Source organism: Vibrio sp. 10N.261.51.A3, assembly GCF_041471965.1.
In the GTDB taxonomy this organism is placed as follows: Bacteria; Pseudomonadota; Gammaproteobacteria; order Enterobacterales; family Vibrionaceae; genus Vibrio; species Vibrio crassostreae_C.
The window spans coordinates 1-20,434 of sequence record NZ_JBFRPK010000046.1; the positions used below are offsets into that span (position 1 = coordinate 1).

The 20,434-nt window shown below is 45.3% G+C and carries 20 protein-coding genes and 1 riboswitch; of the genes, 16 read left to right on the plus strand and 4 right to left on the minus strand.

Annotation, left to right across the window (positions count from 1 at the left end; all coding sequences use genetic code 11):
• Window positions 1-112: 112 nt before the first annotated feature.
• Complete coding sequence (locus AB4371_RS11890; RefSeq protein ID WP_372149798.1) at window positions 113-793, minus strand: glutathione S-transferase family protein; 681 nt, start codon at window positions 791-793, stop codon at window positions 113-115.
• Window positions 794-1,290: 497 nt separating this feature from the next.
• Between AB4371_RS11890 and AB4371_RS11895 the strand changes: the two genes are divergently transcribed.
• The 10 genes from AB4371_RS11895 (at window position 1,291) to thiM (ending at window position 10,067) form a co-directional block, all read left to right on the plus strand.
• The gene (locus AB4371_RS11895; RefSeq protein WP_017061919.1) at window positions 1,291-2,388 is read left to right on the plus strand and encodes a YdcF family protein; all 1,098 of its coding nucleotides are present in this window, start codon (window positions 1,291-1,293) and stop codon (window positions 2,386-2,388) included.
• A gap of 107 nt (window positions 2,389-2,495) precedes the next feature.
• Entirely contained in the window at window positions 2,496-2,747 is a 252-nt protein-coding gene (locus AB4371_RS11900; RefSeq protein WP_004731647.1) for a DUF2999 family protein, read from the plus strand.
• A 245-nt stretch (window positions 2,748-2,992) separates the two neighbouring features.
• Complete coding sequence (locus AB4371_RS11905; protein WP_371713651.1) at window positions 2,993-3,721, plus strand: helix-turn-helix domain-containing protein; 729 nt, start codon at window positions 2,993-2,995, stop codon at window positions 3,719-3,721.
• 85 nt (window positions 3,722-3,806) lie between these two features.
• Window positions 3,807-4,724, plus strand: a complete 918-nt coding sequence (locus tag AB4371_RS11910; protein WP_102394458.1) for a DMT family transporter — start codon at window positions 3,807-3,809, stop codon at window positions 4,722-4,724.
• A 98-nt stretch (window positions 4,725-4,822) separates the two neighbouring features.
• Window positions 4,823-4,934, plus strand: a riboswitch (TPP riboswitch).
• A gap of 96 nt (window positions 4,935-5,030) precedes the next feature.
• Entirely contained in the window at window positions 5,031-5,924 is an 894-nt protein-coding gene (gene thiD, locus AB4371_RS11915; RefSeq protein ID WP_170964257.1) for a bifunctional hydroxymethylpyrimidine kinase/phosphomethylpyrimidine kinase, read from the plus strand.
• Window positions 5,914-6,678, plus strand: a complete 765-nt coding sequence (locus AB4371_RS11920) for an ABC transporter ATP-binding protein (RefSeq protein WP_104216410.1) — start codon at window positions 5,914-5,916, stop codon at window positions 6,676-6,678. The genes thiD and AB4371_RS11920 overlap by 11 nt, the downstream gene beginning before the upstream one ends.
• The gene (locus tag AB4371_RS11925) at window positions 6,671-7,486 is read left to right on the plus strand and encodes an ABC transporter permease (RefSeq protein WP_372149801.1); all 816 of its coding nucleotides are present in this window, start codon (window positions 6,671-6,673) and stop codon (window positions 7,484-7,486) included. The genes AB4371_RS11920 and AB4371_RS11925 overlap by 8 nt, the downstream gene beginning before the upstream one ends.
• A 120-nt stretch (window positions 7,487-7,606) precedes the next feature.
• Window positions 7,607-8,563 (plus strand): ABC transporter substrate-binding protein, encoded by a 957-nt coding sequence (locus AB4371_RS11930; protein ID WP_136978323.1) that lies wholly within the window; start codon window positions 7,607-7,609, stop codon window positions 8,561-8,563.
• A gap of 8 nt (window positions 8,564-8,571) precedes the next feature.
• Window positions 8,572-9,252 (plus strand): thiaminase II, encoded by a 681-nt coding sequence (tenA, locus tag AB4371_RS11935; protein WP_371713653.1) that lies wholly within the window; start codon window positions 8,572-8,574, stop codon window positions 9,250-9,252.
• Between the two features lie 29 nt (window positions 9,253-9,281).
• Window positions 9,282-10,067 carry a hydroxyethylthiazole kinase gene (gene thiM / locus AB4371_RS11940; RefSeq protein WP_371713654.1) on the plus strand — a complete coding sequence of 262 codons (786 nt, stop codon included), beginning with the start codon at window positions 9,282-9,284 and terminating at the stop codon, window positions 10,065-10,067.
• A 153-nt stretch (window positions 10,068-10,220) separates the two neighbouring features.
• Here thiM and AB4371_RS11945 read toward each other — a convergent pair whose 3' ends face one another.
• Window positions 10,221-12,164 (minus strand): methyl-accepting chemotaxis protein, encoded by a 1,944-nt coding sequence (locus tag AB4371_RS11945; protein WP_372149805.1) that lies wholly within the window; start codon window positions 12,162-12,164, stop codon window positions 10,221-10,223.
• A 262-nt stretch (window positions 12,165-12,426) separates the two neighbouring features.
• On the opposite strand from AB4371_RS11945, the gene thiE reads away from it, so the two are divergent.
• Window positions 12,427-13,044 carry a thiamine phosphate synthase gene (gene thiE, locus AB4371_RS11950; RefSeq protein ID WP_372149807.1) on the plus strand — a complete coding sequence of 206 codons (618 nt, stop codon included), beginning with the start codon at window positions 12,427-12,429 and terminating at the stop codon, window positions 13,042-13,044.
• Between the two features lie 131 nt (window positions 13,045-13,175).
• Here the strand turns inward: thiE and AB4371_RS11955 are convergent, their stop codons facing one another.
• The gene (locus AB4371_RS11955) at window positions 13,176-13,520 is read right to left on the minus strand and encodes a thiamine-phosphate diphosphorylase (RefSeq protein WP_372149837.1); all 345 of its coding nucleotides are present in this window, start codon (window positions 13,518-13,520) and stop codon (window positions 13,176-13,178) included.
• Window positions 13,521-13,939: 419 nt separating this feature from the next.
• Entirely contained in the window at window positions 13,940-14,842 is a 903-nt protein-coding gene (locus tag AB4371_RS11960; protein WP_102495093.1) for a LysR family transcriptional regulator, read from the minus strand.
• 138 nt (window positions 14,843-14,980) lie between these two features.
• Here AB4371_RS11960 and AB4371_RS11965 point away from each other — a divergent pair, with 138 nt between their 5' ends.
• The 5 genes from AB4371_RS11965 (at window position 14,981) to AB4371_RS11985 (ending at window position 20,247) form a co-directional block, all read left to right on the plus strand.
• Complete coding sequence (locus tag AB4371_RS11965) at window positions 14,981-15,409, plus strand: PACE efflux transporter (protein WP_372149810.1); 429 nt, start codon at window positions 14,981-14,983, stop codon at window positions 15,407-15,409.
• Between the two features lie 180 nt (window positions 15,410-15,589).
• Window positions 15,590-16,570 carry a helix-turn-helix domain-containing protein gene (locus tag AB4371_RS11970; RefSeq protein WP_372149839.1) on the plus strand — a complete coding sequence of 327 codons (981 nt, stop codon included), beginning with the start codon at window positions 15,590-15,592 and terminating at the stop codon, window positions 16,568-16,570.
• Between the two features lie 241 nt (window positions 16,571-16,811).
• Window positions 16,812-18,191 carry an amidohydrolase family protein gene (locus AB4371_RS11975; protein WP_050619673.1) on the plus strand — a complete coding sequence of 460 codons (1,380 nt, stop codon included), beginning with the start codon at window positions 16,812-16,814 and terminating at the stop codon, window positions 18,189-18,191.
• An 81-nt stretch (window positions 18,192-18,272) separates the two neighbouring features.
• On the plus strand, window positions 18,273-18,932 hold the full coding sequence (locus AB4371_RS11980; RefSeq protein ID WP_102393604.1) for a DUF3299 domain-containing protein: 660 nt from the start codon (window positions 18,273-18,275) through the stop codon (window positions 18,930-18,932).
• Between the two features lie 115 nt (window positions 18,933-19,047).
• The gene (locus tag AB4371_RS11985) at window positions 19,048-20,247 is read left to right on the plus strand and encodes a carbohydrate porin (RefSeq protein ID WP_372113179.1); all 1,200 of its coding nucleotides are present in this window, start codon (window positions 19,048-19,050) and stop codon (window positions 20,245-20,247) included.
• Window positions 20,248-20,434 lie beyond the last annotated feature (187 nt).

Here is a 20,434-nt window from a genome sequence, read left to right on the forward strand (position 1 = left end):
CTTAAGATCCTGTCTATGAGTGTGGTATCAGTTAATAGAAACAATACTATTGATTTTTAGATAGCTCGCCCAGTAATGAGCTTTCGCTCCACATCGTTTACTTCATGCTGAATTATTCGTTGATTGGGAAATTCGAAGGAAACAGTGCTCGTTTCGCTTCTTCATCACGTTCGGTTTTAAACTCAATGCCTTTGCCGATTTCACGAGCACGCAGTGCAGCAGGGCGAGTGTTGATTGCGTTAAACCAACGCTTCAAGTTCGGGTAAGGTTCTAGGCCTTCTTCACCAAGCACGACTGGTGCTTTGTCAATCCAACCCCATGCAGCGACATCGACAATGGTGTACTCATTTCCTACGATAAATTCACGACCTTCCATATGCTTTTCTAGCACTTCGTAGTGACGTTGTGCTTCACGTAGGTAACGGTTCACTGCGTAGTCTAGGCCTGCTGGCGCAGCATGGCGGAAGTGTACCGATTGACCAGAATATGGACCAAGACCACTCGCAATAAACATCATCCAAGAGAGCAGTTCAGCTCTATCTTCTGGCTGACCACCTAGCTTGCCAGTCTTCTCTGATAGGTACAGAAGGATAGCGTTAGAATCGAACACGCGTTGTCCTTCGTCTTCAATCGCTGGCGTTTTACCGTTCGGGTTAATCAAACGATATTCCGGCGTGTGTTGCTCGCCTTTTAAGGTATCAACAGGAACGAGTTCAAAATCTAGGCCTGTCTCTTCCAAAAACAGAGCGATCTTCATTGGGTTTGGTGTTTGGTGAAAATAGAACTTAAGCATGGGGTAACTCCTTGTATTGGTCATTTATTAAAGCACCACTTGAACGATCGTTCAATGGTTGATTTTGAATTATTTGAAGATCTTCTGACTCGCATTCCAACTCTATGTGTTGAAGACCTCGTTATTTGAGCGAGGGGTAAAATCGCGCGATTCAGTGTGTTGGATTTTAAGTTGTTGAAAAAATGAGCTTAAAGTGGTTTTTTTGATTCGTTGCTTTATGCGGAGTTCGGATTTGTGATGGGTGGTTTTTGGCGGGATAGGGCGTATGAAATCCGCAGTCAGATATTCCAACAAAAACGTTGAGCACTGGTTCAAACCAGAATTATCTGGATGCACAGGCTTATTGGTAAGTTCAAAATCGTGATCTGCTGCCACACCTTATGCAACAAATGAATATAAACGTTAGAGATTAAGGTGTGCTTCACGGTTTTTTAATCTTAGGGACTTACATTGGTGAGCAAATCTGATGTGAACACTTAACGACACAGGATCTTTTCATGAAAAAGAACATTATCGCCCTCGCTCTTGGTGGCATGCTGGCTTTTGGCGCAACACCTTATTCTTTTGCTGCTAACGACGGCGCAGTACAGGCTTCTGCGGATTACGCGCAGTTGGTGACTAAGCGACAAGTTGTCGACCAATTACTTCTTGATGCGTTGCAGGCGTTTAAGTCTCCGGCAAGAATTTCTCACGCGGGCTTCACGGCTAAAATGCCAAGTAACATGGAAATTGTGACTAACCGATTGTTAGAAGCTTACCAACTAGAACCTTACCGTACTGATTTGCTTATCTCGGCAGCGAACGCTCAGATCTACAACAAGAATGCAGAGCGCGCTATTGAGCTGTTTGAGCAAGCGCTGACGGTTGCACCAGACGATGTTGATCTTCATGCTTACCTTGCGGTTTGGCAGCGATTTGAAGGCAATGAAAGTGAATCCAATAAGCACATGGAGAAACTGGAAAGCCTGAACAAAGGTAAAGCAGAAGACATCAAACGCATTTTTGCTACGGTCGACCGCGTGTTAGAAACACCGTTGAAAGAGTCTGCGGATAAAGGCTTGCTTGATCATCATGGCGCGATTGTCACTTTGGGCTATGCGCTTAATCCAGACGGCTCTATGCATCAAATTTTGATTGAGCGTCTTGAGACAACATTGGCGATGGCTAAGGCGAACTCAGATGCGATGATCGTGTTAACGGGTGGCGTGCCCAAGAACCACAAGACTGAAGGTAAGTTAATGGCGGATTGGCTTATCGAGAAAGGGGTAAGCAAAGATCGCATCATCGAAGAGAATTACGCGACCAGCACGGTAGGCAATGCCTTATTCAGTAGCTACGCACTTGCTCGCCATGATATTAAGCACGCGACCATTATTAGCTCGGCAAGCCATGTTCGTCGTGGTCAAACTCTGTTTGAAATCGCTAGCTGGCAAACCGGCCCTCAGGGCATTACTTTTGATACTGTTTCTTACCCAGACAAGCCACTCGCAGATCTTAAGAAGGCGAGTGATGGCGAGCTACTAGGTATCTACCGAGATGCGCTTAGAACCTATGGTATGTGGAGCTACCGCTCTTACCCATTAGAGTCTCGCTAGGCTTAGGGTTACTTCACAGTAGGCAAAGTATAAGTTGCTAGTACAATCGAGCACAGCTAGATGGTATGCTGTGCTCCTACTTAATTTAGTGTTTCAAAGGCAAAAAAATGAACCCGATTTTAGCAATGTTGAAAGAGAACAATATTAGCGACGAGCAGATCAGTGAGCTATTTAAAACGCTGACAGAGAACCCTCTTGCAGCAATGGCGACGATCAGCCAACTTGGCTTACCACAAGATAAACTTCAAATGCTGATGGGCCAGGTAATGCAAAACCCTGCGCTAATCAAAGAAGCAGTTGAAGAGCTTGGCCTAGATTTTTCTAAGGTTGAAGCCGCTAAAGAGCAACTTCAAAAATAATAGAGTCTGAATGAGCGATTTTGTTAGGAAGTGATAGCCGATTCGGTTAACTGTTCTTGAGATTGCGAATTAGACTTGAGTAAAAAGCCGTTTGAGTCTCAATACTTAAACGGCTTTTTTGCTCCGACTTAGAAAGGCTAGAAAGAGATACGACAAAAATACTAGTCCGATGTGACTCCCTCGCTTAAATCATGTAATTTCTTTTTAACACTCATGTTTCAATAAACTGAATTCCGGCGTTGCTCATGAAATCTAGCTTAAGCATTCGATCTTACACCAAGCAATTTAATACCCATGCTCATGATGACCATCATCAACTGGTATTGCCGATCCAAGGCAGTATTAATATCGAAATGGTGGGGTATGTCGGTAAAGTGGCGGTGGGCGAATGTGTGGTGATTCCGGTAACCACAGCACATGCGTTTAAAGCGGACGAAGCAGCGCGGTTTATTGTCGCGGATATGGCTGTGTTGCCTCAGCATTTGTTAGAGCACGAGCTCTCGGTTTTCACGATAACGCCACCTTTGACGAGCTTCTTGTTGTTTGTTGAGAAGCAGCTGGAATATCAGGTCGATAGCGGTATTGAGTCATCCATCTTGGATGTGTTTTCACTGCTGTTAGAGCAACAACAAGTGAGCAAGAGCATCGACCCAAGAATCCGCGCTGTACAAAGGCTGATAGCGGATAATTACACACAACCATTATCCATTTCGCAACTTGCAGAAACGGCTTGTTTGAGCCCCACTCAATTCAAAAAACGCTTCAAAGAATGTCTGGGTATCAGTGCGCTTAAATACATCACTCGCTATCGTATGGAGAAAGCCCAAGCCTTGTTAACTCATACCGATTTACCGGTTCAATTGATTGCTGAAAATGTGGGCTATAGTGATGTGTCTGCTTTCAGTCGTCGCTTCTCTCAGCACTTTGGCATGTCTCCAAGGGCGTTTCTAGGCTCAATGAAAGACAGTCTTTAGAAACAACAATAGCGTCCTTTCGGCAAACTAACTTTTATCAATCTTCACTATTATCTATTTCAGAACTGAAAATTGGGTAATAGAAATGAATCTTGCCATCAATCGCGTTAACGAATTCCAAACGGGCACTTTAGCCATCTTGTTTGCTTCTATTTTATGGGGCACGACAGGCACCGCCGCAAGTTTTGCGCCTGATCTAAGCCCATTAGCGATTGGTGCTTTCTCTATGGGCGTCGGTGGCCTAATGCAAGCGGGATTGGCGTATCGAAAAATCCTATTCGCTTTCGACAAGCTTTTGCAGAACAAGAAGCTGTTGACGGTGAGCGCTTTGGCTTTAGCGATCTATCCTTTAGCTTTCTATTCTTCAATGAAATTATCTGGCGTGGCGATTGGTACAGTGGTTTCGATTGCTACCGCACCTTTCTTTTCTGCTCTGTTAGAGTGTCTTATTAGCAAAAAGAATAATATCAACAAACGTTGGCTCACTAGCTTTGCGATTGGTGTGGTGGGTATTGGGTTGTTGGTGTTTTCAGAATCTTCATCGACGAATGAATCCGGTGATGATCTCAAGCTGTTCGGTATTGCTTTAGGTTTGCTCGCTGGGTTGTGTTACGCCATTTATTCTTGGGCGACCAAAGCACTGATCGACAAAGGGATTAAGTCACAAGCGGCGATGGGCAGTATTTTTGGCCTGGGTGCGATGCTGTTGCTGCCAACGCTCTGGTTTACGGGGGAGAACCTGTTTTCCTCGCAGATTAACGTATTAGTCATCAGTTATCTGACGTTAATCCCACAATGCTTGGGCTATATCGCGTTCAGTTTTGGTTTACGCCACGTGACCGCGAGTAGCGCCAATCTGCTGACTCTGTTTGAACCAGTAGTTGCAGCGGTGCTTGCCGTCTGTGTTGTCGGTGAGCTGATTCCTTTTACAGGCTGGTTAGGTATGTCTCTGATTGTGTTGTGCTTGTTTATACAGTCGAAGCCATCTAAAGGAACGTTATAAGTATTTGTTTTGTTTTGCCTAATTGAAATTTTTTCATGTGTAATTCTTATAATTGAATAAAATCAGTATCTCAGTTGTGAGAGTGCTGTTACTATCGCTATCAATAGTCGGGGGGCATATACCTTATTTGGTGTTTGCTGAGATCGTTAATCGAGACCCGTTGAACCTGATTCAGTTAACACTGGCGTAGGGAACTATAAGCACTCGATCTGCGTCTGCACCCATGAAAACTTTCATGTGTTTATTGCGACTTCTCCTTCGATCGGTGTTCGTTCTCCTACGTCTTGTAAGATAGTAGGAGCGACAATGACACACAGTTCTAATTCAAAAGATTTAACGCTAAAAGCCTCAGTTTCGCAGCACTCTGCTGATGGTTCGATTCGAACAAACACTCCGATTGTATTGACGATCGCTGGTTCTGACAGTGGCGGCGGCGCAGGTATTCAAGCGGATATTAAAGCCATGTCTGCAACGGGTAGCTTCGCTTGTTCGGTGATTACTGCGATTACCTCTCAGAATACCCAAGGCGTATCAGCCATTTTTCCAATCCCACTTGAGCATGTTGCTAGCCAGTTAGATGCGGTGTTCACCGATCTGAATATCGTGGCGGTAAAAGTTGGTATGTTGGCGGATTCGCAAATCATCAAAGTCGTTGCAGACAAAATCAAACAATACCAACCAAAACACTTGGTAATTGACCCTGTAATGGTCGCGACAAGCGGCGACCTTCTTCTAGAAAACTCTGCTATCACTACGCTAAAACAAGAGCTGATTCCGCTCGCCGACATTATTACCCCTAACTTACCTGAAGGCGCGGCGTTAACAGGCAAGCCGGTACCTGAAAGCGAAGCCGAAATGCAGGACATGATTGAAGATCTGCGCGCTTTAGGTGCTAAAGCCGTTCTGCTAAAAGGTGGTCATCTAGAGAAAGATGAAAACAGCAATGACTTACTGATTCTACCAACTGCATCTGCTGTGATTAGCGCGAAGCGTTTTCCTACCAAAAACACTCATGGCACGGGCTGCACGCTCTCTTCTGCTATTGCTTCTTTCTTGGCTCAAGGCAACACGCTCCCAGAGGCTGTAGACCTGGGTAAACAATACATTTCACGCGCGATTGCCCATGCTGACGAGTTGAAAGTCGGTCAAGGTCATGGCCCAGTAAATCACTTTTTCGCTGGGCACGGTAATGTCCGTTAATACGGTTGGCGTTCAACTTAGCAATGCGACGTTGCGTTACCGAGATAGCGAGCACGCGACCCTGTCGGGGCTGTCACTTAACTTAAGCGCAGGTAAGTGGACAGTGCTACTTGGACGCAGTGGTTGTGGGAAAACGACGGTATTGTGTTATTTGGCAGGTTTGTTGGAAGACAAGGTGGAGTGGCAGGGTACATTGGCAACGTCTGATGAACTGCCTCTAACTGATCGTATCGCATACATGGCACAGCAAGATTTGTTACTGCCATGGCTATCGGTTATCGACAATGTATGCCTGAGCCATCGCTTCCAGAACACCACGAACAAGCATCAAAACGCAGAGCAAAGGAACCGAGCGTTCGAGTTACTCGCTTCAGTTGGTTTGGCCGATTACGCGGATACTACGCCGGATCAGTTGTCTGGTGGTATGCGCCAGCGTGTTGCTCTGGCTCGCACCTTAATGCAAGACAAACCTGTCGTGTTGATGGATGAGCCTTTCTCAGCACTGGATGCAGTAACAAGACACAAATTACAGACCTTAGCGTGTGAACTGTTGAGAGATAAAACCGTTGTGTTGATCACCCATGATCCGCAAGAAGCGGTGCGTCTGGCGGATAACTTGTATGTGTTGCAAGGCATGCCTGCGAGTGCTCACTCTTTACCTGTGCCTCACACCTCAACGCCACGAGTGCTCGATGGTGAGTGTGCCGAGTTGCAACAGGCGATCTTAGATCAGTTGGAGCGTGATTATGAATGATCTAATGCGAAGTGAAGCTGTGACTCAGTCAACGAACGTGCAGTCTAGCACTGAACGTTCAAGTCAGATGAATCCCGTTATGCGTTTGCTTATCAGCAGTGTTGTGATTCTTGGCTTATGGCAACTTGTGGTCGTTGTTTTCGAAATGCCGAGCTTCATTCTTCCGGCCCCCGCAGAAGTCTTTCTCAAGCTTATTGAACGCTACGATGTGTTACTCAAACACACTTGGGTGACCGCACAAGAGATCTTACTTGGGCTATTACTAGGTTTGTCTATGGGGCTGTTTTTCGCCTTGCAGATGTTGATGTTTGATCCGTTGAAACGTTGGCTATTGCCTATCTTAATTGCCAGCCAAGCGATCCCCGTGTTTGCTATCGCTCCAGTATTGATGTTGTGGCTTGGTTACGGCATCGCGTCAAAAGTGGTGATGGCGGCGATCATTATCTTCTTCCCTGTGACCACATGTTGCTACGACGGCCTACGTAATACACCGACAGGCTATCTCGATCTTGCCAAGACGATGGGCGCATCGAAATGGCAACTGCTTCGTCACATCCAACTGCCTGCTGCACTGCCAACATTGGCGTCAGGTATTCGTGTCGCTGTGGTTATTGCTCCAATTGGCGCGGTTGTCGGCGAGTGGGTGGGTTCGAGTGAAGGGTTAGGCTATCTAATGCTGCAAGCCAATGCGCGCATGATCATTGATGAGATGTTCGCGGCCTTGTTTATCTTGGCGGTGCTCTCTATCTCGCTCTACTTCATCACAGACAAATTACTCAAAAAAGCTATCCCTTGGGAGAACCAGTGATGGCTAGCTCAATAACTCTTTGTTTAATAAAGCTTCGCTCAAGGCTATTTATCTAAACAACACCTCGTTAAAAATTAGATCGACAAACACAATAATAATATTCAAAAGGAAAGGTTAACTATGAAAAACACCAAATTGGTAGGTGCAGTAGCACTGCTTGCTTCGCTAGTTTCAGGTCATGCATTGGCGGGTTCTGAACAAAAGAAACTGACATTGATGTTGGATTGGTTTGTGAACCCGAACCATGGCCCAATTGTGATTGCTCAAGAGCGTGGTTACTTTGCTGACCAAGGCCTAGAGGTTGAAATCCAAGAGCCAGCTGACCCAAGCACTCCAGCGAAACTTGTCGCAGCAGGTAAGGTCGATTTAGCCGTAACCTACCAACCAAGCCTAACTATGGATGTGGCAGCAGGCTTGCCTCTCGTTCGCGCATCAACTCTTATCGCAACGCCACTGAACACGCTCATGGTTTTAGATAACGGCAAGAACGATTCGTTAGCGGACCTGAAAGGCAAGAAGATCGGTATTGCGATTGCGGGCAACGAAGAAGCGACGATCGGCACCATGCTGGCTCAAGAAAACGTTGAGTTTACTGACGTGCAAACCATCAATGTCGGTTGGGCACTTTCATCTTCATTGGCATCGGGCAAGGTAGACGCAATTTGGGGTGGCTTACGTAACTTCGAAACTAACCAGCTAGCGCTTGAAGGCTTTAAAGCGAAAGCATTCTTCCCAGAAGAGCATGGTGTGCCAGCTTACGATGAGCTGATCTTTGTGGCGAACGCAAAGAAACACGACGACGAAGCAATCAAAGCATTCAACAAAGCACTTGAGCAAGCAACAACTTACATCGTGAACCACCCTCAAGATTCATGGAGTGAGTTTGTGGCGTATTCACCAGATACGTTGAACAACGAACTTAACCAACGCGCGTGGAACGACACACTGACTCGTTTTGCACTTCGCCCTTCAGCTGTAGATATGAAGCGTTACGATGATTACGCGCAGTTCATGTTCGACAAAGGTATTATCAAATCACTACCAAAAGCCGCAGATTACGTACCGACTTTTGACTAAGGAATCTCATGAAATACCAAGACTTAATCCAAGCCTGTCAGCAAGATTGGCAAGACTACACCGAGCATGATTTTGTTAAAACGCTGGCGAACGGCACTCTTGCTCAGCCGTGTTTTCTGCATTATTTGAAGCAAGATTTTCTGTTTTTGAAGCAGTATGCTCGCGCTTATGCATTGGCGATTTACAAAGCTAAAACTTTGGCAGATATGCGCCGTGCTCTGCCAAGTGTTCATGCTCTATTAGATTCTGAAATTTCACACCACGTGACTTACTGTGGTCAGTGGGGTTTAACGGAATCTGACTTGGAAAACGAACCTGAAGATTTTGGCACAGTCGCTTACACGCGCTACGTTCTAGATGCAGGTATGACGGGTGATCTTGTCGATCTTTATGCGGCACTGGCTCCGTGTTCAATTGGTTATGCCGTGATTGGTAAAGCGCTTCTAGAAAGCAGTGATACTGTTTTAGAAGGTAACCCATACGCGAGTTGGTTACAGCTTTACTGCGGAGAAGAGTTCCAATCGGGCGTGGCAACGGGCGCAGAGTATTTCAATCAGCTACTGGCTGAAATTGATATTAACAGCGAGCGCGGTCAGAACATCGTTCATATCTTCAAAACGGCAACACGTATGGAAGTGGCTTTCTGGCAGCAAGGTCTGAATGCACTTGATGACTCAACAGCGGATTAAAAGCGACTTTCACGAATAAGGATTAACCCATGCTAACTGAACAAATCATCCAATCGCTGCGTGCAGTACGAGAGCAAAAGCCGTTGGTTGTGAACATCACCAACTACGTGGTGATGAATAACACGGCCAATGCTCTGCTGGCGATTGGTGCTTCGCCTATCATGGCGCACTCGCAACAAGAACTGGCTGAGATGATGTCATTCTCTGGCGCGCTTGTGATTAACATCGGTACGTTAGACAGTGTTTGGACGCCAAGAATGCGCTTCGCGGTTGAACAAGCGAATGCGAACAATAAGGTTGTGGTTCTTGACCCTGTGGGTTGTGGCGCAAGTACGCTGCGTACCGAGACTTCTCGTGAAATTGCACGTTTAGCGGATAAGCTAATCATTCGTGGTAATGCGTCTGAGATTATCGCGCTAGCGGGTGAGCAAGCACAGAGCAAAGGCGTTGATGCGTTGGATAGCAGTGATGCTGCAATAGGCGCTGCGCAATGCTTAGTGGCTGAATACGGTGCGAATGTGGTTATTTCTGGTGAGACGGATTACGTTGTCACGAAAGACAGTGTTGTGACGTTAAACAATGGTCATCCAATGATGCCGTATGTGACAGGCATGGGCTGTACTTTAACAGCATTGACGGGCGCATTTGCTGCTGTCGGTGATGACAGTGGTTTGGCTGCTGCGGCGGTATTGGGTGTGGTTGGTGAAATTGCGGCTGAGAACTCACGTGGCCCAGGTAGCTTGCAGATGAACTTACTCGATGAGCTGTATCAACTCGATGAAGAGACACTGATTCAACGCTTGAAGATTCAATAGGTTTAATCTAGTTCTAAGCTCAAAACTGATAGTTCTGAGTTAATCGTTCTTAACTTAAAGCTCCTAACTAAAAGAAAGCCCCCGACACTTATGTGTAGGGGGCTTTTTATTATTGGTTCGAAACCGTGTCAGCCGTGTTGAAGGCTGGTTTCGTTAGGTTCTAAATCGATTTACTTGGCTTTCTAGGTGGTGAGCAACCTCGGTTAAGTCGCTCGCTGCACCTGAAATGCTGCTGACCGATTCTTGGTTGCTTTGTGCGATGGTATTGGCACCTTGCGCATTTTCACCCAGAGATTTGGTTAAGCAATCCTGCTCATCGACCGATACCGCGATTTGGCTGTTGGCCTGATTCAAATCTTGGATGTGTTGGTTAATCACATGCAAATTCTGAGAAGCTTGCTGTGCCTGAGTTGAAGCATCAGAAACGGTGCTATGACTCTCTTTGATCGACTCTAACGCATCTTTAGCGCCACGTTGTAGCGAAGTGATGAGTTCATCAATCTGGCTCGCAGAATCTTGAGTACGCTTAGCGAGCGTTCTCACTTCATCGGCTACGACAGCAAACCCACGACCTTGTTCACCCGCACGAGCGGCTTCAATGGCAGCGTTCAATGCCAGTAGGTTGGTTTGCTCAGATACACCTTTAATTACTTCAAGAATGGCACCAATGTTCATCGACTCTTTGTGTAAGTCAGTCACTTTTTGGCTGCTGACCTGCATGCTTTCATCGGCGCTGCCAATTTCATGCAGTGTTTTGTCTACTTCTTTCAGTCCCATCGCCACATTCTCGGTTGCTTGGTTAGCAACTTGAGACGCGTGGTTAGCACTTGCCGCAATTTCTGATGTGCTTGAAGCCAATTGATCAACGGCAGAAGAGATATTGATCATTTCGCTGTTCAATTGTGTTGCGTTGGTCGAGCTGTTGTTTGTCACTTGATTGAGTGACTCCGACATCTCACCAATACGCACACTAGAGCGGTTCACTTGGCCAACAATATCGCGCAGAGACTCAATGGTGATCTCCATGTTGGTTAGCAGTTCACCAATCTCGTTCTTGCTCTCAATGTTCACTTCAACATTCAGATTGCCCTGAGAAAGTTCGTTGGTGATTTGTTTAACCTGCGCGATGCCTGTGGTGATAGAGCGAGTCACCAACACGGCGCTCGTCATGCCAATAACTAAAGCCACACCCGTCAGCAATATGATGATTTGAATCGAACGCTTTTCACTGGCTTGCAGTACTGGCGTGAGCGCTTGTTTCTGTTGCTCGAGAATACTTTGAGCATCCGCGACCGCAATCGCTAAGCTGTCACCAATAGAGGCGAGGGTAGCGGTTCTTTGCGTGTTCTCAATCATCTGTTGATGAACTTGCTCAAAGCCTTTTGCATACGCTTCGCGTTGGTTCGAGAAGTCTTCAATCAGCTCACTTTGATAAGGCGATGATTTAAGAGATTCAATATCGCTTTCAATACCTGGTAGCGCGTATTCAAAGATATCTTTACCCGCTTCATAGGTTTTGAGGTCGTTGTTGTTTGAGTAACTGAGCACGGTGATCTTGGCTGCGAGGAAGTTCTCCATCAACATGCCTGCGTATAAGCTCGCGTTTGGATCGTTGTTATTGTATGACTCATACAACAAGCTCTGAGCCGCTTTCAGTGCGTTGGTTTCTCGTTTGACCATCTCAACGTTGACCAGTTGGTCAATGAGGAGTTCACTTTGTTTCATTGACCCATAAGCCACATCAAACGCCGCCACGCTGTCTTGCACTAATTGTAGGCTAGCTAGGCTATCGGTTTTGGTGGTGGATTGGATTAAGTTGTTGAGCAGATCATCAATCGCAAGTTTGCTTGATTGATAATTCGTTTCGTACTGTTCATCCAATGACTCTAAGTAACGTTCAGAAGCTAAACGCATCTGAAGAAAGTGCACTTGAATGTTGCTTGATAATGTCGCTTTTTGGCTGAGTTCACTGTATTGGCTAAAGCCGTTCGACAAGGTTTGAATACCTTTGTAACTCACAAAGCCTGAAATGACGAAAAAGAGCAAGCAGATGGCATAACCCAGCTTGATCTTGAGCGCTATAGAAAGGTGGCGCATAACTATCCCTATATTTACCTGATTCCTTCACTGTGGAGTATTTCATAAAACAGCGTTCTGGGCATGCTTGAAGTGAATTCTTTGTGTAATAAGTAACGCTTTAGTTAAAAAATTCAGGTTTTTCGGTATGCTTTCAACGAGTTGCGTATTCGATGGTACGTGTGTAATTGAGTTAATTTAGTATTAACTTCCATGCACATGATGCGATTTGTCGGTAAAATAGTACAACGCCAATTTTAGACATCGACTCCAAAGGTACGATATGAACCCTTATAAGCTCTATTTAGTAACGGATGACCAACAAGATTTAGAAACGCTTAAGTTTGTGGTTGAACAAGCGGTCGCGGGTGGCGTCACTATGGTTCAAGTAAGAGAAAAACACGGAGACGTAAGAGCCTTCATTGAACGAGCACAAGCGGTTAAGTCTATTTTAGCTGGTTCAGGTGTTCCGCTGATCATCAATGACCGAGTGGACGTTGCATTGGCTGTCGACGCCGATGGTTTGCATCTGGGGCAATCGGATATGCCTGCAGAGTTAGCACGCCAGTTGATAGGTCCAGATAAGATTCTTGGGTTATCAATTGAAACTGAACAGCAGCTACAAGAAGCCGATAGTTTGCCGATCGATTACATTGGCCTCAGCGCGTTGTTTGCCACACCGACTAAGACAAATCTAAAGAAACATTGGGGTTATGAAGGCATTCAAATGGCTTTGGATACAACGAAGTTGCCGATTGTGGGTATCGGTGGAATCAACGAGTCGAACATTCCGCAGTTGGTTAAGACAGGTATTCATGGATTGGCCTTGGTATCAGCGATATGTCACGCTGAAAGCCCAAAACAAGCGACCCAGGAACTGCTATCTCTAATGGGAGAGTGAAGGGGGGGAGTAGAACTAGAAAACAAATGAGGTTGGGCATCTGTTTTCTAGTGAAAGCACAAGCACGGATGGGTGCTAGATGTGCTTATCGATAGAGCATTTAAGGTGCTCTATCTAACACATCGTTTGGTCTATTGAATGCACAGAGCAACCGTGCCGATGACCATCAGAACAATCGCAGCGTACCAACCATATTGTGCAGTTTTATCAGCAACAAACACCTTAATGTAGTTGATCTCTTCATGCGCCATTGCGATGAAGTCCGTGTAGTTAATCGATAACTCACGGCTAGCTTTTTTCAGGTCTTGTTGAAGCTTGTTGAAAGACTCATCGATGAAGCCCTTTGTTTCCGAAGCAGACGGAGTAGCAGCCAAAGTTAGGCTATTCCAAACCGCCATACGCGATTCATATTCGCTTTCACTGACACAATTAAGTACGCGTAAATCATACTCTCGTTTGTTACGCTCTTTGCCCATTTTCTCAGGGCAAATATTTCTTAAAACGTTCACGACAAATTTTCCAAAAGGTTCATTTAGATATAAAAAAGCACTCAAAGAGCGCTCATAAACTGGGTGCGAATTAATATTCAAAAAGTGATCTATTTGAAACCGGCATAAGCAACTGCAAGGCTGAGCGCTTATCTAGGAGATTTGAAGTTGGGTCAGTGATGTTAAAGAGCGATTTGGGTCTGTCTACATTCGTTTGAAAAGACACACCCGGTTGGGATCGCAGTGTAGTTAGGTCACTTTTGGACATCAACTAAGGTGTTTTATCCACACGACAAAGAAAATTATCGGTACGAAAGCCGGAAATGAGGTAGTGCTGGAGAAAACACCACCGTCATTGACTTAGGATTCAGTTGCTAAAATAGGCTGAACTCAAGAATTGGGGGAGATTAGTTGGCTTGCCATTGATTGTTCTCTAATGAGTGGCCTTTTAGTTTTTCAAGTAAACTTGTTAACACTGGGCCATTGATATGGCTGCGAGACACTAAGCAACCCACTGGAGTAATCCAACCACCATGCTCGTGTGCCACTGGCAGTGCTACAAGTTCGCCTTTTTGAATGCCTTCCATCACCATCATTTCAGGCACATTTGCCCAGCCAACGTTCTGTTCAACGAGATCGATGATCGTTTTGTGGTTGTTGGCATACCAAAGCATCGAGCTAATACCGTAGGTGAACCACAGTTCGCGCTGCTTTGAACTGCGATGCACACATTGGCGGTAACGCTTTAGATCTGAGTCTTGTACTACCGACATTTGGCTGAGTTCGTGAGTGGCGGAGCTAACTGTAAGAAAGCGGGCTTGGCCCAGTAAGAAGAAGTCCATATCCACTTTAAGTTCACCATCCGCATAGATGATGCCAATCTGCGCTTTGCCGCGTCTTACGAGGTCTTCCACATCGAAGGTTGAGGCCGTAATAATATCGAAGTGCGTGATTGGGAACTGATCGGCCAGTGAGCTGATTATCTTAATGAAATTCTTATCTATGATGCTTTCATCAACCGCAATGATCAGTTCGTGCTCATCTTCTTGTGTGAGCGATTCTACTTTTTGGTCGAAGTACTTTTGTTGGTCGAGAATCGACTTAGCGACAGGTAATAACGCTTTACCTGTGTTGGTCAAAACGGGGATGTTTTTCTCTCGGTTAAATAGCTCTTGGTCGATGGCAATTTCTAGGTTGGCGATCGACTGGCTGACTCCAGACTGAGCGCGTTTCAGTTTGCGAGCGGCGGCAGAGAAAGAGCCACTTTCACACACAGTGACGAAGACTTTTAATTGCTCAAAACTGTACATGTTATCTCTCGCTCAATACCAAAGGGGGTAATCACTCCTAGGCTATCACTATTCGTGATGGCTGTTAACTTTCTCTTATTATTTCAGGAGACATAATCTCGACCAATCCAACACGTAATAGATTATTTAGAGGAATGTATGAGTACGTTAGAAAGAGTGTTTCATTCAGTGTTATTTGAAGTATTGGCCGTAACACTATCAATTATAGGCTTAGCGATATTTACTGATCATGATGTGAATGCCTTATCAGGAACCATGATAGTTGTTGCGACCATCGCGATGATTTGGAACTACTGTTTCAACCGCATTTTTGATCGCTACTTCACGGGTGAAAAATCAAAGCGTTCACTCAAGTTACGTGTTTTTCATGTTGTGCTATTTGAGGCAGGCTTGCTGGTGGCGACGATCCCAGCGATGGCTTACTTACTTGATGTGGGGATTTGGCAGGCATTTTTGATGGACATCGGCGTGACCATTTTTATTACCATTTACGCGTTTGTGTTTAATCTGATTTATGACCATGTTCGAGCATTCTGGGTACGTAGAGGGGAGCTAGCCGTTCAGTAATCTACCAAGTCAGTAAACACTATTTTGGCCACTAACCGTTTGTTTATTCGTTATTTTGACGGAGATATTCGGTTAGTAGGCCTAGGTAACGCGGCGTTTGTTCTGCTATCTTAAAAAAGGTGATAATTTGAGTTCGTGAACGAATAGATAAGGGAAAGGATGCCAAATACCCCTCAGATAATGACAGTTGTCGATAAGAAAGAAGTCGAATTGTTCGCGGAACTGTTCAAACATATTGATGGTGAAATCTACACCTTACTACGCAGTGCCCAAATCCCTAATGATATTCTCACCAGTAATGACCATTACGATTATCTCCCTGAGACAACGGTTAAGAACGTGGTCAAGATTATGGGTGAATCTGCGTCGAGAGAAGAGTTTTCGCTGTTTATGTGGAGTTTTTGCAAGCAAACCTATGTGCCAAGGTTTGTGGCTAAGCTAAGCCAGCAGGATTCATTGAAAAACGCGCTAGACCAATTTGGTGAGCAGCTGAAGCTCGTATCTAATGGTGCGAATGTCTATACCAAGCAATCCGGAGGTAAGTGGTGGTTTGTTCGTGAGAAGCCGTTTACTAACGCGCCTTGGTTTAAGTTTGCTGAATTGTTCTCTGTTATTTTCATCAACGAGCTACTTTTAGTATTAACGCAAGGGCGTTGGAAGCCGTCTGAGGTTGGCATTCAGAATGGCGATCTCGAATGCTTTCAATCTCTACCACAAATGGGCAGTGCTCAGTTTTATACGCATAGACCGGTCACTGCCTTTGAGATCCCTGAAGACATCATGCTTGCACCGATTGTTTTACCCAAAATTGCTCAAGTATCAGATCTCACTAAGCCTTTACCTAGCTCATTCCTGAGCGCTTTTAAGCTTGTTATTAAACCTTATCTCACGATGGGGAAACTCCCAATTAGCTTAGCTTCTGAGATTCTGAATATTCATGTCAGAACGATCCAGCGTCGGTTGGAAAGTGAAGGGGTGGTCTACAAAACCTTGATTGAAGAGATGGTTCTTGAGCAGGTTTTAGAATTGCTTAAGCAGTCCGATTTATCGATTACACAAGTAGGCGCGAAGATGGGGTATTCCGATTCTTCCCACTTTACCCGAGCGTTCAAACGACAGATGAACATGACGCCAAGACAGTACCGAAAAGAGCACAGCTAAAAACAGTAAGTAAAAACTGGAGCCTGCACGCAGAATTATTTATTGTCACCAAATGGCCATTTATCAACCTTGAATACTGGCAGTATCACTACTAAGTTATTGAATGTGGATGAGTTGTTTTTATTTTTTTGCGAGTGTCGCAACCAATAAAAACACCTTTGAAACCTCATGACACTCATTAGTAGTTACGGAATCGTTATGGGAAGTGGACGCCACTAATAAACGGAATCAAGGTGTAAAAATGAAAAATGCAGGCTTAAAGCTCTCTGTTGTTGCTCTTTCGTGTTCATTTGCTCTTTCTGCAAATGCAGCATCAACGCTATTTACTAACGTCGATGTGTTCAATGGTACTGAAAACAAATTGTACGAAGACCATCATGTATTAGTCGAAGACAATCTTATCAAACAAATCTCTGCGAGCCCGATAGAGGCTGGTGACGCTGTAGTGATTGACGGCGAAGGCAAAACGTTAATGCCAGGTTTAATCGAAGGCCACGGACACTTATTGCTTAACGGCGGTAACCTAAGCGACCACGAAAACAACCGAACGATCGAAGAGTTAGCCGCGCGAGCGACAGTCAACGCGAACGCCGCGTTTCAATCGGGTTTCACCACGTGGCGTGATGCTGGTGGCTTGAATACTGGCTTACGTAAGACTATCGATTCAGGCATGTTGCCGGGCCCACGACTTTACACATCAGGCGCATTTATTGGCCCGACGGGTTCGCATGCCGATTTCAGTAACCTAACCACGGCTAACCAACACTTCTTTGGTTCATCGACCAGTATGGCGCGAAATAGCGTCAGCTTTAATGCCGACGGTATTACCGAAATCAAAGCGGCTGCTCGCCAAAACTTCAAGCAAGGCAATACGCAAATTAAGATCATGTCATCAGGTGGTGTGGCATCATCATTTGACCCTTGGCAGCTGAATGCGATGTCTGCGGAAGAAATTGAAGCCGCCGTTGAAATTGCTGATGCGTATGGCTCTTACGTGATGTCTCACGCTTACAGCAAAAAAGCGATCATGCGTAACTTGGATGCGGGTGTTAAAACGATCGAGCACGGTTTCATGTTCGATGGCGATATCGCCGACAAGATGGAAGATAAAGACGCCTACATCACAACTAACATGACCGCGTTTTCACCTTACCTGACACAGATCGAAGCGATTAACTCGAACCCAGCCTCTAAGCGTAAAGCGGAGTCGGCAACCAAAGCATTCAAAGACTACATCTCGAATGTAAACAAGTACCAACCGAAATGGGGTTTCCACACAGACTGTGTTGGTGACGTGGTTTCTTGTATCAAACAAACTGACCATACGATCTTCCTTGCGGGTAAAGAGTTAGGCAACTTCTTCACTTTGAAAGGGATGACATCGGTAAACGGTGAGATCGTTAAGTTATCTGGCGTGATGGACCCATACCCAGAGGGTAAGTTAGGCGTGATTGAAGCGGGCGCATACGCCGATATCATTATTGTTGAAGGCAACCCACTTGAAGACTTGTCAGTGATTGGGGCAAACGAAAAATGGTTTGATGCAGAGCCGCGCAGCCCTGAAATCGATACCATCAAAGTCATCATGAAAGACGGCAAAGTCTACAAAAACACGCTGTAATTCAGTTCGACAACTCAGTTAAAAATTAAGCTTTAATGGGTGACCTATTTGGGTAGGTCATCCCTCTTCAAGGTGTTCTATATGCAAAAAATGCTTTCTCTTATCCTGTCGGTGGCATCACTTACGGCCGTTGCTTTACCTACTTTTGCTGAAACAGCGATGAATCTTGAGTGGCAAGATCTGAACTCAGAGTCTCACGAAATGAAAGTAGAAATGCCGGATCTCACCGATCAACAAATGCGTCTATTACAAGGTGTGATAGCAATGAGTGCATCAGAGGAAGAGCAAGCTCAACAACAGGCTTTATTATTTAAACAAACGCTAAAAGAGCAAGGCGTGGACGCAGACGAAATGATCGCACTGCGTGATGAATACATGCAAACCATGAAAGCAAACGCCGAAGCTATTACGACAGAGTTTGATGGCAAGAAAGTACGAGTTCCCGGTTTCATCGTTCCACTGGAATTCTCAGAGGGAATGACAGCAACAGAGTTTCTGTTAGTGCCAGTGGCGGGTGCGTGCATCCACATGCCACCGCCTCCTGCAAACCAGATTGTGCGCGTGTCTTTTCCTGAAGGCTTTCAGGTACAGAACGTTCAGTATCCAGTGTGGGTAGAAGGTGACTTTAGCTCCAACAAAGTGACTGAAGAGGTCTTCCTAGTCGATGGTAAAAGTAACCTCACCATGGGTTATGAAATGAAAGCTTCGATGATCGAAGACTATTATGAAAAAGAAAATTAATGGTTGTCATCAAATGACAATTTTCAATGTGAGTAATAACTAAAATAAAACTAACTTAAAAAGCACTGGTGACATGATGAACTCAAGATTTTCTAAAGTAAGTATCGCAATTGTGATGGCGGCTAGCCCAATGAGCGGCGTTGTTTACGGCGCTAACTTTGAAGGCCCAGATTCTGTTGAAAATACAATTGCAGAGCAGAAAGCACAAAAGAAATCTTGGAGGGAGTCATTAGCTGAGGATGGTTTTACATTTGGTGCAGATTACTTTGCTTTGGGGCTGACCTCAGGAGATGGGGTTGGCGGCGATAGCGTTGATGCATCGTCGGGTGTGGCTCGATTATACGGTTCATGGCATCTATACGGAAAGGACACACAGAACTCAGGTAGCTTAGTTTGGAAGGTGGAACATAGACATGCCTATGGTGATACTGCGCCAAAAGACTATTCATTCGGCCCACTTGGCTATGTCGGTTCAATTGGCCCTGCATACAGTGACCAAGGGTTTCGTGTTACGGACTTAAATTGGAAGCAAAAAATTAACGATGGCAAAGGCACTATTGTTGTCGGTTGGCAGGATGTAACTAACTATGCGGATGTTTACGCTCTAGCAAGCCCATGGTCTGGCTTTACTAATTTGGCATTCTCGACAGGCTCTGGTGCGATGGGCTTACCTGATGATGGTGTACTTGCGCTTTCTGCTGGTCATATGTTGGGTGAGAATTTTTATGTGGTCGGTGGTATCGCGGACGCAAAGGGTAAATCAGATGACATTTTTGATGGCTTTGATACCGCTTTTGGCAGCGATGCCTCTTACTTCACCACACTGGAGTTAGGCTGGACGGCTTCGCAAGAGCAGATCTACACCGATAACTTCCATGTGACTTTCTGGGACTTTGGTGACGATACTCGTCATAGTAATAGCCTTGCTGCGGAAGGTGGCTCGGGCGTTAACTTCTCATGGAGCCAGTTCATGACTGATCAAGTGATGCCGTTTGTGCGAGGTGGTTTCTCTGAAGGGGATGTTGCCCTTTACGATAAGTCTATTTCTGTTGGTATGGGGTACTTTGGATTAGGAAAACCGACCAACAACCTTGGTGTAGCGCTAAACTGGGCGGAAGTGAATGGTGATTCTTTTGCAGCTGATGCGAAAGCTATAAGCGGTAGTACAGAGCAGTGGACAGCAGAGATCTACTACAACATGCAGTTTGGTGATCATTTCCAAGTCACGCCTGACATCCAGTATATAAAAGATCCTGCGTTTTCAAATGAAAGTAGCGCTTGGGTGTTTAGTATTAGAGCGAGAGTCTTTATCTAATTCCGCTACTTATTATCTTGTTTAGACCTAAAAAGTGAGCCCATGGTGGCTCACTTTTTGCTTTCCTGCGTGTCATCCAGCGTTAATTAGTTCTTATGAACAATCACTTCGCCTATCAGAGTTGTAAACAGTCATTCACTGGGTATGGCGTATTATGGTAAGTTCCCGGTTTCAGAATGATCCAAGA

What these genes read in the sequence shown, in the direction of transcription:
- AB4371_RS11905 (WP_371713651.1), top strand. Translation starts at nt 2,993, where the DNA reads ATGAAATCTAGCTTAAGCATTCGATCTTACACCAAGCAATTTAATACC.
- AB4371_RS11955 (WP_372149837.1), bottom strand. Translation starts at nt 13,520, where the DNA reads ATGGGCAAAGAGCGTAACAAACGAGAGTATGATTTACGCGTACTTAAT.
- thiD (WP_170964257.1), top strand. Translation starts at nt 5,031, where the DNA reads ATGACACACAGTTCTAATTCAAAAGATTTAACGCTAAAAGCCTCAGTT.
- AB4371_RS11925 (WP_372149801.1), top strand. Translation starts at nt 6,671, where the DNA reads ATGAATGATCTAATGCGAAGTGAAGCTGTGACTCAGTCAACGAACGTG.
- AB4371_RS11960 (WP_102495093.1), bottom strand. Translation starts at nt 14,842, where the DNA reads ATGTACAGTTTTGAGCAATTAAAAGTCTTCGTCACTGTGTGTGAAAGT.
- AB4371_RS11930 (WP_136978323.1), top strand. Translation starts at nt 7,607, where the DNA reads ATGAAAAACACCAAATTGGTAGGTGCAGTAGCACTGCTTGCTTCGCTA.
- AB4371_RS11970 (WP_372149839.1), top strand. Translation starts at nt 15,590, where the DNA reads ATGACAGTTGTCGATAAGAAAGAAGTCGAATTGTTCGCGGAACTGTTC.
- thiM (WP_371713654.1), top strand. Translation starts at nt 9,282, where the DNA reads ATGCTAACTGAACAAATCATCCAATCGCTGCGTGCAGTACGAGAGCAA.
- AB4371_RS11890 (WP_372149798.1), bottom strand. Translation starts at nt 793, where the DNA reads ATGCTTAAGTTCTATTTTCACCAAACACCAAACCCAATGAAGATCGCT.
- thiE (WP_372149807.1), top strand. Translation starts at nt 12,427, where the DNA reads ATGAACCCTTATAAGCTCTATTTAGTAACGGATGACCAACAAGATTTA.
- AB4371_RS11900 (WP_004731647.1), top strand. Translation starts at nt 2,496, where the DNA reads ATGAACCCGATTTTAGCAATGTTGAAAGAGAACAATATTAGCGACGAG.
- AB4371_RS11945 (WP_372149805.1), bottom strand. Translation starts at nt 12,164, where the DNA reads ATGCGCCACCTTTCTATAGCGCTCAAGATCAAGCTGGGTTATGCCATC.
- AB4371_RS11895 (WP_017061919.1), top strand. Translation starts at nt 1,291, where the DNA reads ATGAAAAAGAACATTATCGCCCTCGCTCTTGGTGGCATGCTGGCTTTT.
- AB4371_RS11980 (WP_102393604.1), top strand. Translation starts at nt 18,273, where the DNA reads ATGCAAAAAATGCTTTCTCTTATCCTGTCGGTGGCATCACTTACGGCC.
- AB4371_RS11975 (WP_050619673.1), top strand. Translation starts at nt 16,812, where the DNA reads ATGAAAAATGCAGGCTTAAAGCTCTCTGTTGTTGCTCTTTCGTGTTCA.
- AB4371_RS11920 (WP_104216410.1), top strand. Translation starts at nt 5,914, where the DNA reads ATGTCCGTTAATACGGTTGGCGTTCAACTTAGCAATGCGACGTTGCGT.
- AB4371_RS11965 (WP_372149810.1), top strand. Translation starts at nt 14,981, where the DNA reads ATGAGTACGTTAGAAAGAGTGTTTCATTCAGTGTTATTTGAAGTATTG.
- AB4371_RS11985 (WP_372113179.1), top strand. Translation starts at nt 19,048, where the DNA reads ATGGCGGCTAGCCCAATGAGCGGCGTTGTTTACGGCGCTAACTTTGAA.
- AB4371_RS11910 (WP_102394458.1), top strand. Translation starts at nt 3,807, where the DNA reads ATGAATCTTGCCATCAATCGCGTTAACGAATTCCAAACGGGCACTTTA.
- tenA (WP_371713653.1), top strand. Translation starts at nt 8,572, where the DNA reads ATGAAATACCAAGACTTAATCCAAGCCTGTCAGCAAGATTGGCAAGAC.